The organism is Bradyrhizobium sp. sBnM-33 (genome assembly GCF_032917945.1).
Lineage (GTDB): Bacteria > Pseudomonadota > Alphaproteobacteria > Rhizobiales > Xanthobacteraceae > Bradyrhizobium.
In genome coordinates, this window is the sequence record NZ_CP136624.1 from 3,261,736 (window position 1) to 3,275,309 (window position 13,574).

General features: G+C 57.7%; 11 protein-coding genes and 1 pseudogene. 9 read left to right on the forward strand and 3 right to left on the reverse strand.

Annotation, left to right across the window (positions count from 1 at the left end):
• Window positions 1-885: 885 nt before the first annotated feature.
• From RX328_RS15060 to RX328_RS15095, 8 genes are all read left to right on the forward strand, one after another.
• Window positions 886-1,227 carry a carboxymuconolactone decarboxylase family protein gene (locus RX328_RS15060; protein ID WP_213252466.1) on the forward strand — a complete coding sequence of 114 codons (342 nt, stop codon included), beginning with the start codon at window positions 886-888 and terminating at the stop codon, window positions 1,225-1,227.
• Between the two features lie 276 nt (window positions 1,228-1,503).
• A complete protein-coding gene (locus RX328_RS15065) occupies window positions 1,504-2,022 on the forward strand; it encodes a DUF3305 domain-containing protein (RefSeq protein WP_312018033.1) in 519 nt (172 codons plus the stop codon).
• A complete protein-coding gene (locus tag RX328_RS15070; protein ID WP_317258741.1) occupies window positions 1,991-2,713 on the forward strand; it encodes a DUF3306 domain-containing protein in 723 nt (240 codons plus the stop codon). The genes RX328_RS15065 and RX328_RS15070 overlap by 32 nt, the downstream gene beginning before the upstream one ends.
• Before the next feature lie 529 nt (window positions 2,714-3,242).
• A complete protein-coding gene (locus RX328_RS15075) occupies window positions 3,243-4,085 on the forward strand; it encodes a molecular chaperone (protein WP_213252469.1) in 843 nt (280 codons plus the stop codon).
• Window positions 4,085-4,282, forward strand: a complete 198-nt coding sequence (locus tag RX328_RS15080) for a twin-arginine translocation signal domain-containing protein (RefSeq protein ID WP_213252470.1) — start codon at window positions 4,085-4,087, stop codon at window positions 4,280-4,282. The genes RX328_RS15075 and RX328_RS15080 overlap by 1 nt, the downstream gene beginning before the upstream one ends.
• 13 nt (window positions 4,283-4,295) lie before the next feature.
• Entirely contained in the window at window positions 4,296-7,214 is a 2,919-nt protein-coding gene (locus RX328_RS15085) for a formate dehydrogenase subunit alpha (RefSeq protein ID WP_213252471.1), read from the forward strand.
• 12 nt (window positions 7,215-7,226) lie between these two features.
• Entirely contained in the window at window positions 7,227-7,823 is a 597-nt protein-coding gene (gene fdh3B / locus RX328_RS15090) for a formate dehydrogenase FDH3 subunit beta (RefSeq protein WP_213252472.1), read from the forward strand.
• Between the two features lie 64 nt (window positions 7,824-7,887).
• Window positions 7,888-8,898, forward strand: coding sequence for a formate dehydrogenase subunit gamma (locus tag RX328_RS15095; protein ID WP_213252473.1), 1,011 nt, complete (start codon window positions 7,888-7,890; stop codon window positions 8,896-8,898).
• A 756-nt stretch (window positions 8,899-9,654) separates the two neighbouring features.
• Here RX328_RS15095 and RX328_RS15100 read toward each other — a convergent pair.
• From RX328_RS15100 to RX328_RS15110, 3 genes and pseudogenes are all read right to left on the reverse strand, one after another.
• Window positions 9,655-11,225, reverse strand: a pseudogene (locus RX328_RS15100) (FAD-dependent oxidoreductase).
• A 71-nt stretch (window positions 11,226-11,296) separates the two neighbouring features.
• Window positions 11,297-11,848: a hypothetical protein gene (locus RX328_RS15105; protein WP_213252474.1), complete on the reverse strand. Its 552-nt coding sequence runs from the start codon at window positions 11,846-11,848 to the stop codon at window positions 11,297-11,299.
• A gap of 64 nt (window positions 11,849-11,912) precedes the next feature.
• Window positions 11,913-12,326 carry a c-type cytochrome gene (locus tag RX328_RS15110; protein ID WP_249726539.1) on the reverse strand — a complete coding sequence of 138 codons (414 nt, stop codon included), beginning with the start codon at window positions 12,324-12,326 and terminating at the stop codon, window positions 11,913-11,915.
• A 207-nt stretch (window positions 12,327-12,533) separates the two neighbouring features.
• Between RX328_RS15110 and RX328_RS15115 the strand changes: the two genes are divergently transcribed.
• Window positions 12,534-13,382 (forward strand): LysR family transcriptional regulator, encoded by an 849-nt coding sequence (locus RX328_RS15115; protein ID WP_213252475.1) that lies wholly within the window; start codon window positions 12,534-12,536, stop codon window positions 13,380-13,382.
• Window positions 13,383-13,574: the final 192 nt, after the last annotated feature.

Genomic DNA, 13,574 nt, shown 5'->3' on the forward strand with positions numbered 1-13,574 from the left:
GCAAGCGCTTCATCTTGCTTTGTGCATTGTTTACCCTAGCTTGTGAGGGCATCCATCCGCGGAGGTAGCGTCATGAGATCTTTTATTGCAGCGATAGTCTGTTCGGCAGCAATTGGGGTCGGGGCATCTTATTTGCTCCATACACAACAGGAGACCGTCGACGTTGCGTTTTCGACGATCAGCGTGCGCGTCGGTGATCCCGGGCACAATCTGGTCAGGATAAATTAGAAAGATCAGATCGACCGCGGCCACCGACCTCAAGAGGGCCCTCGCAGAGGTCAGCGGATGAGCGCACGGCGAACCGACCAAACGGATGTTCGCTCGGTAGAGAGTGAGTTCGCTGGCGGTCCGTCCGTTGCTGAAAATGGCGAAGCATGATTGCTTCTCTGTTCTATCAAAGTTCTATCAAAAAAATTGATATCAACTGACGACATTTATCGTTTGTAAAAAGCGCCCGCGCGCCTAGCTTCGTCCGAAAGAGCACGCATGCCCTGCGGGGAAATGAGAAGTAAGGACTTATGTGAAAGTTGAGTGGCGGTTGTGGCTGCTATCGCTAGTTCAGAAAGTGAAGCTAAGTGGTAAACGGCGGGTTATCCCCCGTGCCGTTCGATGTGAGGGTTCTCGGGAGCCGTCGCTCGTCTCGGTCGGCAACGGGCATGGTCATGAGGCCGTTGCCAGGTGCTCATTCCGGTTAGTGATCAGCCGTAATCAGCAGAGTCTTCGCTGAACTCTCTTCTGCCGCAGTACTCGGAAGGCCAGCGTTGAGGGGAGGGCTAGAGCAGGCGCCGATTTGCGAGAGATATGGAGTCGAACGAAAAGCGGTTCGCGAAAGCTAAGGACGTGTGAGGAGGCCGGATCAACAATCTCGGAAAAGAAGGGAAGCATATGCCCGACATCCAATCGCCTGCGAAACGGCTCGCGCAGAAACGCAGGAAATTATCGCCTAACATCGAAACTGCCTTCCAAGCGTTCAGCAAGACGGTTTTCGCAGATGGTGCGTTACCCGCTAAGACCAAGCAGATTATCGCCGTCGCGGTCGCACATGTCACCCAGTGCCCTTATTGTATAAAGGGGCACACCGAGGCGGCGTTACGGCACGGCGCCTCGCAAGAGGAGTTGATGGAGGCGATCTGGGTGGCCGCTGAAATGCGAGCCGGAGGAGCTTATGCTCATTCTGTTATCGCAATCGAGGAAATGGAGAAAGCTACGGCGGAGACGAATGCGTAGGCGACGATACACGATCGCCTTGGATCTCCGGATGGTCCGTCGTGATCGATGAATAACTCGAACTGAGTGGAACTAAGCCGCCCGAAGTTGATGCTGCAGGCACCGATGCCCTTCGCTCTGTTCTCAGCGAGCCCGTCCAGAGGCCTACTGGTTGACATTCCTAATGCAAACGTAGCCGTCTTTGTCATCTTGGCAGTCGTGCCCGGGAAAGTGCTGCACACAAAGCCGCGGCATCTTTTCTATCAGGCTTCTGATCCAGAACTTGGAGGCAGTCGCGTGAACGTAACAGCGCCGCTCGTACGGATTCCCATAGGCATCGTAGTCGAGCGATGCAAGGCGAATTCCCCGTGGTCTGAATTTATCTGGCGTCCCACCGCGGTGCTTGGTGGCCTTGCGGATGCGGATCCATGGACGCAGCTTGCGATAGAAAAGGAAACCATGACCTTCTACGCCGGAGCGTCGGAGATCGAGCTCTATCGCACAGAAACGGAAAACTACCGAGATAATCTCCGTTCGGCCGTGCCCTCAGTGTGGGTCGCTTTGCTCGCAACTGCAGGCGACCCCCCGTATGAGATTGCGGCCGTCACGGCGGACCCAGCAGAAGGGGAGGCTTTGACAGAACCGGGCCAAGGAATTGTTGAAGCCGTGCCGATGCCCACCTCGGTGCGTGATACCATTGCCTCGTTTATCTCCGAACACCATGTAGAACGGACCTTCGAGAAGCGTAAGCGCAAGCGTGCGGATCCGGAAGCGCTGGCGCGGCGTGGCCCGCAATACAGGAGCGGAGATGAGTAACGACACGGATTTTCTCGCGCGATGGTCCCGTCGCAAGCATGATGCGGCTGCAGACAAGATCAGGCAATCGAAGTCGGAGAGTACCCCTGATGGCGTTGTCTCCGGAACTTCGGCGGCTCTTGCGCAGGGCGGAAATAGACTGCCATTCGACCCTGCGAGTTTGCCTACAATCGAATCCATCGGTGCCGAAACCAATATCCGCGCCTTCCTCGAAGCCGGGGTGCCTGGCGATTTGGCGCGTGCGGCGCTGCGCCGCGTGTGGTCGTTAGACCCCGCGATCCGCGACTTTGTCGGTCTGTCGGAGAACTCCTGGGACTTCAACGCGTCTGGTGCGATGGCGGGCTTCGGACCAATCGACGGGGAGGAAGTCGGACGGCTTTTGACGCGGCTGTTAAGAGAACTGGACACAATAGCCACCGCGGCGCATCCGCCTGTCGTATCGCCGCTGCCAGAAGACTCGCGGAAGCCAGCAGGGGAATCCGATCCGGTCGTGTATCAAGCAACCAACGCAGAATCGGTGACGCTGGTATCCGCCAAAGGTCCGCAGTTGGACTTCGATGAGATGGACGTCGCCGGCGACGGGGCGCAACAGGGCAGAGCCGCTGGTCCGCAATCCGAACTCACCCCATCAGAACGTCTTTCGCCAGTTTTGCGTCGACGTCATGGTGGCGCCTCGCCCCAACTCCGGTAGGGGAGGAAGGGGACAGACAATAGTGAGTGAGTCTCCACCCCTTGGGTATGGAAGACGAGCCGGAATAGCCGACCGGCGCAGCAAGCCCCTCAACCGAGAGCCTTGATGGATCGGACGCGGAAACTCCGCAAGCATTTTCAGGGTGATCGAGCGCGGCCGCGCTCGAGGCCAATGTCGAGCTTTCCTGCGTGGCCCAGACAGTGTTAGGCCGCCTCGCATCATCCGCATTGACGGAATGCACCGGGTAGACTGGTACGGGAACCACGCTGATCTGGCCGAATTCGGCTGGTCCGTTGCACGCAGCAGGCGACCGTAGGAAGCAGTCTTTAAGAAATACCTCCAGCTCAGCGCCCGGAATATCTCCAACAAGAAAACTGCACTCAATTCTCAATAATATTCGGTTGTCTCATCGATCCCTCGATGAGACGCTTCCGACGTCGTCTTGTTACGCATGTGCATCAAGTGAGCAATTCTGCACAAGCGGCAGCGACGAGCGCACAATCTGCGCATTTGGTGAGAGGCTAACGGTATGACCGTGCTTATCCGCACTGGCACGCCAAAAGAGGAAAATGAAACGAGCGACCGGAGACCCGAGGAGGCTGTTCGGGCAATTGGTGGTGTTCTCAACCCCGCAGATCTGATCGAACCGCCTCAGCTTCCCGTGTCGAAGTTGTCTAAGGTTCCGGCGCGTACGCTGTCGGTTGAAGCCGTGATGGATCTCGCGAGCGAGATCTTGTGGCCGGAAGTCGGCCATGAACAACCCGTCGAGATCGACGAGTTCGATGCGCACCGTGCCCAGGAATATTTACTTCTCGCCATGCTACTGAGCCGTTCGCCAGATGCAGCCACGCTCAATCGGATTGCTAAGCTTCGCGGCGATGCGACCCCGCTTGGCCTCGCGCATCTGGCCCTTGCGCAGGCAGCCGGCACTGCGAGCGCGGAAAGGATCGCGCGCGAGTACTTCACCCTTTTCATTGGAGTTGGACGCGGCGAGTTGCTTCCCTACGGCTCATACTACCTCACCGGCTTTCTCAACGAACGGCCGCTGGCGCGATTGCGCGAGGATCTTCGCGCGCACGGTATCGAACGCGCCGAAGGACAGGTGGAGCCGGAGGATCACGCCGCTACTCTTTGCGAGATCATGGCCGGGATGGCCTGCGGTCAATTCCCAACGATCGCTAGAATGCAGCAGGAATTTTTCGAGAAACACCTTGCCTCGTGGACTGGTCGTTTCTTCGCTGATTTGGAGGGAGCCGAGGCGGCCGAATTTTATCGTCAGGTGGGGACGCTTGGCAGGCTGTTCCTGGAGACCGAGACAAAAGCGTTCCGGCTTCCCACCAGGTCAGAGGTGCGTAACCCGGAGGACGTGTGATGCATACGGTCGATAAGCCACTCGGACGTCGTCAGTTCCTTCGTGCGTTTGGTGCCGGAGCGGCGGTCGCCGCCGTGTCGCCGCTCGTTCTGGAGGCGAAAGCCGATAGCGAGAACAACGATGAAAAGCGCAAGTCTCGCTACAAGGAAAGCGACCACGTGAAGGCCTATTATCGCGTCAACCGTTATCCGAGCTAAAGGAGAGGCGACCGTGCTGATCAAGAGAACCGAACGCGAAAAGCACCGCGGCTCGTTCGCCGCCTTCACCAGTGGCTCGAACAAGCATCTGGATCGTCGTGCCTTCTTGCGCCGTTCGGGCCTTGCCGCAAGCGGCCTCGCCGCCCTGGGAACCATGCCGCTCACGAGCGTGCGAAAAGCGAAGGCCGGTCCGCCGCCCGCGCCGGGCGCAGTGGTCACCATCCACAAGAACATCTGTACGCATTGCGCTGTTGGTTGCACGGTTACTGCGGAAGTATCCAATGGCGTATGGATCGGCCAGGAGCCGAGTTGGGACAGCCCGATTAATAGGGGCTCGCATTGCGCAAAGGGCGCTTCGGTCCGCGAACTGGTGCACAGCGAGCGCCGGCTAAAATATCCGATGAAGTTGGTCGGCGGGCAGTGGACTCGCATCAAATGGGATCAAGCCATTGATGAGATCGGCGACAAGATGCTGGAGATCCGTCGCAAGTCCGGGCCAGAATCGCTCTATTGGATGGGCTCGGCGAAATTCTCCAACGAAGGCGCTTATCTCTTCCGAAAGATTGCGGCGTTCTGGGGCACCAACAACAACGACCATCAGGCGCGCATCTGTCATTCGACCACCGTCACCGGTGTAGCCAACACTTGGGGCTACGGCGCGATGACCAACAGCTTCAATGACGTCCGCAACTCCAAGACCATGGTTTTCATGGGTTGCAACCCGGCAGAAGCACACCCGGTTTCGCTGCAGCACATGCTTGAAGGCAAGGAGCTCAACAGGGCAAACTTCATCGTCATCGATCCGCGACTGACGCGCACCGCCGCCCATGCGAACGAGTATGTCCGCATCCGTCCCGGCACCGACATTCCGGTGCTGATGGGGATGATGTGGCACATCTTCAAGAATGGCTGGGAGGACAAGGAGTTCATCAAGCAGCGCGTCCACGGTTTCGAAGAAGCGCGCAAGGAAATTGACAAGTGGAATCCTGAAGAGGTCGAACGCGTCAGCGGGGTTCCCGGCGCGCAGCTCGAGCGCGTTGCCAAATTGTTCGCGACCGAGAAGCCATCGACCCTGCTCTGGTCCATGGGCCAGACCCATCACACGGTCGGCACCGCGAATGTTCGCGCCAGCTGCATGTTATTGTTGGCGACGGGTAACGTCGGCAAGCCAGGGACCGGCGCCAACATTATCCGCGGCCATGACAATGTGCAGGGCGCCACCGACATTGGCGTCGATACCGTGACGACGCCGTTTTATTACGGTCTCAGCGAAGGTGCATGGAAACATTGGAGTCGTGTCTGGGAGGTCGACTACGATTATCTGGTCTCCCGCTTCGATTCCAAAAAGATGATGGAAACTGCGGGCATTCCCCTGACGCGCTGGTTTGATGCCGTTCTTCTGCCTAGGGACCAGGTTGATCAGAAGGACAACGTGCGAGGCATGTTCGTGCAAGGACACGCGAGCAACAGCATCACGCGTATCCCGGAATCAATGAAAGCGTTGCCGCAGCTTGATCTGCTGGTCGTCGCCGATCCGCATCCCACCACCTGGGCCTCGCTGGCCGTGGCGGCCGGGCGCAAGGACAACATGTATCTGCTGCCGATTTGCACCCAGTTCGAAACCTCCGGCTCGCGCGTTGCGTCCAATCGCTCGCTGCAGTGGGGCGAACCGATCGTCAAACCAACCTTCGAGTCCAAGGACGATTATCAGGTTCTGTACTTAATAGCGAAGAAGCTCGGCTTCGCCGACCAAATGTTCAAGAACATCAAGGTTGAAGGGGACCGTCCGGTCCCCGAGGACGTCCTGCGCGAAATGAATCGGGGAAGCTGGAGCACGGGCTACACCGGACAGTCGCCGGAGCGGCTGAAGGCACACATGAGGAACCAGCACAAGTTCGATCTGGTGACGCTGCGCGCGCCCAAAGACGATCCGGAGGTTGGCGGCGACTTCTACGGTCTGCCCTGGCCATGTTGGGGCACGCCGGAGCTCAGGCATCCCGGCTCCCCCATCCTCTACAACAGCGACGCCGCTGTCATGGACGGCGGAAATGGATTCCGTGCGCGCTTTGGAGTGGAGCGCAACGGCCAGACGCTGCTGGCCGAGGGTTCATATCTGCCGGGTTCGGAGATTAAGGACGGCTATCCTGAATTCACGATGGGTGTTTTCAAGAAATTGGGCTGGGACAAGGATCTTACGGCCGCAGAACTGGCGACCATTGAAAAAGTCGCAGGCAACCCCGGTAATATTGACACGGTGTCATGGTCGACGGATCTTTCCGGCGGCATCCAGCGCGTCGCGATCAAGCACGGTTGTTCGCCCTACGGCAACGGCAAGGCGCGGACGGTCGCCTGGAATTTGCCCGATCCAGTCCCGGTGCACCGCGAGCCGATTTATTCGCCGCGCGTCGATCTGATCGCACAATATCCGACGTTGCCCGACGCGAAGCAGTTCAGACTGCCGAATATCGGCTTCTCGGTACAAAAGAGCGCTGTCGACAGAGGCATTGCCAGGGCGTTCCCGCTGATCGTTTCGTCGGGTCGCCTTGTGGAGTACGAGGGCGGCGGCGAGGAGACCCGCTCCAACAGGTGGCTCGCCGAGTTGCAGCAGGACATGTTCATCGAGATCAGCCCGGCGGATGCGGCCGAGCGCGGAATCAAGGATGGTGGTTGGGTCTGGGTCACAGGAGCTGAGAACAGCGCCAAGGCGAAGATGAAAGCGCTGGTGACCGAACGTGTCGGCAAAGGCGTGACCTGGATGCCCTTCCATTTTGGGGGCTGGTTCGCCGGCGAGGATCTGCGGTCCAGATATCCACAGGGCTCCGATCCGATAGTGCTCGGCGAAAGCGCCAACACGATCATGACTTACGGCTACGACCCCGCAACCGGCATGCAGGAGCCCAAGGTCAGTTTGTGTCAGATCAGTGCGGCATAAGGAGGCGATACCATGGCTCGTATGAAATTCCTCTGCGACGCCGACCGTTGCATCGAGTGCAACGCTTGCGTTACCGCCTGCAAGAACGAGCACGATGTCCCATGGGGGATCAACCGCCGGCGCGTCGTAACCATCAATGACGGTAAGCCGGGCGAGAGGTCGGTCTCGATGGCGTGCATGCATTGCACGGATGCCCCTTGCCAGGCGGTGTGCCCGGTGAACTGCTTTATCACCACTGCCGATGGCGTCGTCCTGCACTCCAAGGACCTCTGCATCGGCTGTGGTTATTGCTTCTACGCCTGCCCGTTCGGCGCGCCGCAGTATCCCCGCGTCGGCAACTTCGGTTCGCGCGGAAAGATGGACAAGTGCACCTACTGCGCCGGAGGTCCTGAAGCGGATGGCTCGAAGGAGGAGTATGCGAAATACGGCGCAAACCGGCTGGCCGAAGGCAAGCTGCCGTTATGCGCCGAGATGTGTTCTACCAAATCGCTGCTCGCCGGTGACGGCGAGATCATCGCGCAGATCTACAAGGAACGCGTAATGAAACGCGGCTACGGCTCTGGAGCCTGGGGCTGGAAGACTGCTTATCAAGAGACCATCGCATCTTAGTACGAGCGCGGTGATCAAGGCTCGACTGCGTTGGAAGCGAACCTCGCCAGGAGGATGTGACATAATGATTGTTGCCGCCAAATTCCGCGTCATGGTCGGAGCGCTGGCGTTCCTCGTAATGGCGCTCGGAGCGCAGCCCGCGAGCGCTCAGCAGCCCGCGTTGGTTAACCCTCAGGCGAACGCCGTGAAGGAAGGTCAGCTCTTCCAAGAGATGAATCGCATTTCTGGTCGTTGCACTGTGCCCGATCAGAAGGCTTGCACGATCGAGCAGCCTGCCGGCCGTGATTGGCGCCATTTCCACCAAGTGACGCTCCGTTGGATTGGTGGCCTCGTCATCCTCGGTATTCTGGCCGTACTCGTTGTCTTCTATCTTTGGCGTGGGATGGTGAAAATCGAAAGTGGACGCTCAGGGCGCACCGTCGTACGGTTCAACGGCTTCGAACGGTTCGTGCATTGGATGACGGCAACCTGCTTCATCATTCTCGCCCTTTCGGGGCTCAACATAACCTTCGGCAAGCCTCTGCTGTTACCCCTCATCGGTCCCGAGCCGTTTACAGCCTGGTCGCAATGGGCGAAATACGCCCATAATTATCTTAGCTTCCCGTTCACGATCGGCGTGTTCTTGATTTTTCTCATGTGGATCGCGGGAAATATCCCCAATCGGGTCGATGTGGAATGGCTGAAGCGGGGCGGCGGCATCGTCGGTCATGATCACCCGCCGGCCTACCGGTTCAACGCCGGACAGAAGATGATCTATTGGATCGTCGTTCTCGGTGGCGCCGCTGTCGCGGCTAGTGGCTATGTGTTGATGTTCCCCTTCTATGGCACGGACATCGCCAGCATGCAGGTCGCTCAGATCGCACATGCTATCGTCGCGGTGCTGTTCGTCGCTGCCATGATCGGACACATCTATATCGGTACCATAGGTATGGAAGGTGCGTTCGAAGCCATGGGGACCGGAACTGTCGATCTTAATTGGGCCAAGGAACATCATAATCTGTGGCTTGAGGAGGAGCAGGCGCGAACCGGGCCGAACGAGACGCAGCGGCAGCCGGCTATCACCCCAGCGGAATAACTTCGTTCGCGGCGAGAAGGTGAGGTCGATCGGGGCCGCCGTTGGGGTGGGCGCCCAGCGTAAGGCCGGCGATTACCACGGCCGTCGACTACTCAGGCTAAAACCGCGAGGACATCGACGCAACGGGCTTGGACGTTTGCAGGTCCGCCTGAATCAGCTGTAGCGTCCATTTCAAGGCTGAGGACTATCGCAGTTGCTATTACTTCTGCCGCGGCGGTTCAGTTAATCGGCTGCCTACGATCATTTCTTCGGAGTGACGTGCTCTTTACGATTATTGGGGTGGGGTTGCATTCCGGGCGGCGAATCCCCCTGGGGGCTCGATGCGGGCGTACCGCCGGACGTCGTATCAATCGGCCCGGGATGACCTTGTGGCTGAGGTTGGATGGGTGCTGCTGTGGTCGGACTACTAGCGGCTGAGTTAGCAGCTGGATTGTTGGTAGGATCTGAATTGGGAGACGCGGTTAGTGCAAGCGCAGCACCTCCAATTAGCGCAGTGCCAAGCACCAATATGAATGTTACGCGCATATCGTTTCCTCCCTCTCGCCCTTCATTATGATAACCGTTGCGACAGCCTGACGTTCCACGTTACCTCTTTGGCCGTGGTTGCTTGACTAATGCTGTCCTTTGGTGAGTTTGATTGAGCTGTAGGCCAGCACGCGTGCGGAAGTGGTGCAGTCGCGGCTCAGCCGCGGCCCTTCCAAACGTTCAAGGGCACCGAGAGTGAAATGGTGGTGAGGGAACTTGAAAGTAAAATTGTCACGCCTGGCCGGATCCGGAGCGGTCGGTGCTTACGAGTGCGCTCTGCGCGATCCCCCTCTCCATCGAGAGCTCGGCAAGGCTTTCGTGATCTCTAAAGATCGAGGCTATTGCCAGCGTGCGTCCGTCGCGCTTGAATCGTAAAACGCAATCCTTGCCAGCGATGTCACCTTCAATTGCAATTTTATCCCAATGTTCTGCATGGCCGACATAATTGATCGGAACGTCGTAATGCTGATTCCAAAAGAAGGGAACAGCGTTAAATTCCTCGCGATGTCTCATCATGTTAAGTGCCGCGGTTTGTCCTTGACGCTCCGCCACAATCCAGTGTTCGACTTGAATGCTTCGGCCAGAATGCGGATCAGGCCAACGCGCGACGTCACCAGCGGCAAATACACCCTTCGCGTTCGTTTCCATACAGGCATTCACGACCACGCCCCGCTGGACGGCAATGCCCGCTTTTGCAGCAAGATCAATTCGGGGACGGACACCGATACCGGCAACTACGAAGTCTCCTTCGAGGATGCAACCGCCCTTTAGGGTCATTTATATTTCCTGTGATTGACAGGGCCGTCTCATTGAGGTGGAAAATGACACCGTGTTCCTCATGAAGCGATTGTACAAATTTTCCCAGTTCCTGACCGAGGATGCGTTCCAATGGCCGCTTTTCCGGCGCCACCACATGAACCTCGATACCGCGGCTACGCAAAGCAGCCGCAACTTCAAGCCCGATAAAGCTTGCACAAGTATGATTGCCCTGCGCGCCGTTTGTGCGCGTGCGATGATGGCGCGACAATCGGCAAGCGAGCGAAGAGAATGAACGTGTCCCTGGTCGCCCCCGGGATCCAGAGACGAACTGGCTCAGTCCCGGTGGCAAGCAGCAATCGATCATACCGAATACTCTGTCCGTCGGAGAGCGCGACTTCGTGCGAACCCGGATCAAGGCGGACAACCTCCGTCGCGACTCGCAGGTCGATGGCATTATCTGAATAAAACGATTCCGGCCGGAGCGGCACCCGTTCCTCGGAGGCGTTGCCGGCGAGATACTCCTTTGACAGAGTAGGGCGGTCCACGGGTGCGGCAACGTCGCTACTCAACATCACGATACTGCCTGCAAAGCCTTCTCGCCGCAGCATTTCAGCGGCGGCAAAGCCAGCTGCACCCCCTCCAACAATTACAATTCGCTGGGGCGTGTCGCAAGTGGACTTACCGATCTTGATGGCTTTGGCCTTGTTACGCTTGCCGCGAACGAAGACGCGGTTGTTCCGTAGCTCAACTGCCCAACATGACAACGGATCAAAGGCGGGCGCCCGAAGAGCCTCACCCGACCTCAAGTCAAAACAAGCATGATGCCACGGACATCGTATCGTTTGGCCAACTACTAGCCCCGCAACGAGTGGACCATGGTAATGAGTGCAGTGAGCTCCGACCGCAAAAAACTCGTTGCCGATCCGAACTAACAAGACCGCTTTTTCGCCCACGCGGCCGAGCAGCTTGGCTCCGTCAGAAAGTTCGTCTTGCGGAATACCGAGGGTAAGATCAGGACCACGGGGATCGCGACGACGCTGCATCTCTCCCTTTCGACGATGCGGGGGCGCATTGGTGGGCAGATTACGTCGCCTCAAACTAACTCCGCATAGCTCTACGGCAGCGTATGCACGTGAACATCTCGTGACGAATGTCTCTTCAAGACGTCTACTGCGCGATCCTCGGCCTTAACGTCCCGGGTTCGCACCCATAGCAGCAGACCCCCATGATCGATTTGCGTCTGCAGATACTGCGCGTGGTTGTCGCCCAGCCACTTAGCTAGCAGCGCACCGACGACGCCTCCGGTCGCGCCGACTAATGCTCCCACGACGACGGCAACAACGATTGCCCCGCCCGAAATGAGGACCGTTCCGGCCGCAGCCGTTGCCCCTGCATACACAAGAGCGCTCACTATGCCACCTTGAGCGTCCCCGATGGCCTCAGGCGAGACATATGCCGTTCGCGGAACAACAGGATCATCCTCCACAACGCGCAAGCTCGCAGAGTCACTGCCGAGCTTTTCATTCACTACTTCTTGACTGGCGAGTAAGCTCAGTTCGGCCCGATCGAAGCCGGAACTTAGGAGCTCGTCTATTGCAGCCTGAAGATCGTTCTCGCTGGCAAAGACGCCGACTGCTTCGCGCACGGTGTCTGGCTGATCGTCCATGTCAATTCTTTCATTAATGCTCAGCGGGGGAAATGGCGCACCATCTCCTCCATCCCCGTATCCATCATGGCGTATTCTGTTTGCCATCTGCGTCGAATTGCTTCAGGTAAGCGATCACGTCTGATATTTCCTGACTTTTCTTCAGGCCTGAAAAGATCATCTTTGTGCCAGGTACGATCTTGGCCGGCGCGCGAAAATAAGCGGATAACGTCCGCTCGTCCCACACCAAACCCGAATTCTTGTTCGCTGAGGAGTAGCTATAGTTTGGATACTGACCGGCTGGCCGGCCAACGACGCCGTTTAGCACCGGTGCGATTCCATTTTGAGCGTTAGGACCGATTTGATGACAGGCCGTGCATTTCTTAAAGACCAGAGCCCCGGCATCAGGGCTCCCCGCAGGGATGGCAGCATCCTGGCCTCGAGCTGAGCCGACCGCGATAAGCATTAGTGTAAGCACTAGCATCGAGATTTGGTTCAATTTCCTCTTCCTGGGCAGAGCTCGCGGTTAACCCTTGATGCGCTTGTTTTGACGACGAGGGGGAAGCTCGTACTACCTGGTTGTCGACGCTGCGAATTGAGCATCAGGTTTCTTGTCCCCGTTGGTCAATGCTACCCTCTCATCGAGCAACAGCGCAGACAAACGAATTTCATTGACATTTGTCCTTATTGATTATGCTATGAAAACATGGATATCGAGCTCGCCAGGACTTTTATAGAGATCGTTTCCACCGGGAGCTTCATCAAAGCCGCCGACCGTTTGCATGTCGCACAAACGACGGTTAGCGCACGCGTGCGCCTCCTTGAGCAGCAGCTCGGACGACCGCTTTTCGTTCGCAATAAAGCCGGCGCAACTCTCACCCCGGCGGGTGAACAATTCCTTCGTTACGCTCCGACATTCGTACAGTTGTGGCAGCGCGCGAAACAGCAGGTCGCGGTACCTGAAGGACACCGCGCAGTTTTGACTGTTGGAAGCGAGGTCAGCTTGTGGCAGCCGCTTCTACTCGAGTGGGTCAGGATGATGCGGCGCTCGCATCCGGACATAGCGCTTCGCGTACACGTCGACGTTCCTCAAGATCTGATTACGCATGTAGCGGCCGGACTCGTGGATATCGCGATCATGTACGCGCCCCACCATCGACCTGGTTTAGAGATAGACTTGCTGATTGAGGAAAAGCTCGTGCTGGTAACAACCGACCTCAAGACGTATCGCGCAAATGATCCAAAATACGTTCACGTCGAATGGGGACCGGATTTTTCCCTTCATCATGCGGTAAGTTTTCCGGACACAACCCCGAGCCTGGTGGCCAACCTTGGTCCGCTAGCGCTCAATTATATTCTGTCAGAGGGTGGTTCCGGTTACGTCCGAATGAATGCAGCTCAGCCCCATCTAGCATCAGGAGAACTGCATCTGGTTCCAGGCGCGCCTCACTTCTCTTTCCCGGTCTATGCCACGCACTCGGCGAACGTAGATGCCGATACATTGGGTGCAGCTCTCACCGTGTTGCGCGCTGTCGCAAAGGTAGAAGTAGAATAATCGACGGCAAGCCTTGACGGCCAACCTTCAAAGCTCGTCGATAAAGGACAGCGTCATCTGTGCGATTGTTGCGCAGTCGAGAGACATTCGTATCGTGACTCCACAGTGCGCCACCCATTTTCTTCATTCGTCAGGAGAGTTTCCCGTCGGAATTTGTGGCCGGCGCGTTAGCCATTCGGCGATCGGTGCGGC

Bases quoted from the DNA above. Each gene is read 5' to 3' on its own strand.
- RX328_RS15060 (WP_213252466.1), top strand. From the start codon at position 886: ATGCCCGACATCCAATCGCCTGCGAAACGGCTCGCGCAGAAACGCAGG.
- RX328_RS15075 (WP_213252469.1), top strand. From the start codon at position 3,243: ATGACCGTGCTTATCCGCACTGGCACGCCAAAAGAGGAAAATGAAACG.
- RX328_RS15080 (WP_213252470.1), top strand. From the start codon at position 4,085: ATGCATACGGTCGATAAGCCACTCGGACGTCGTCAGTTCCTTCGTGCG.
- fdh3B (WP_213252472.1), top strand. From the start codon at position 7,227: ATGGCTCGTATGAAATTCCTCTGCGACGCCGACCGTTGCATCGAGTGC.
- RX328_RS15095 (WP_213252473.1), top strand. From the start codon at position 7,888: ATGATTGTTGCCGCCAAATTCCGCGTCATGGTCGGAGCGCTGGCGTTC.
- RX328_RS15105 (WP_213252474.1), bottom strand. From the start codon at position 11,848: ATGGACGATCAGCCAGACACCGTGCGCGAAGCAGTCGGCGTCTTTGCC.
- RX328_RS15115 (WP_213252475.1), top strand. From the start codon at position 12,534: ATGGATATCGAGCTCGCCAGGACTTTTATAGAGATCGTTTCCACCGGG.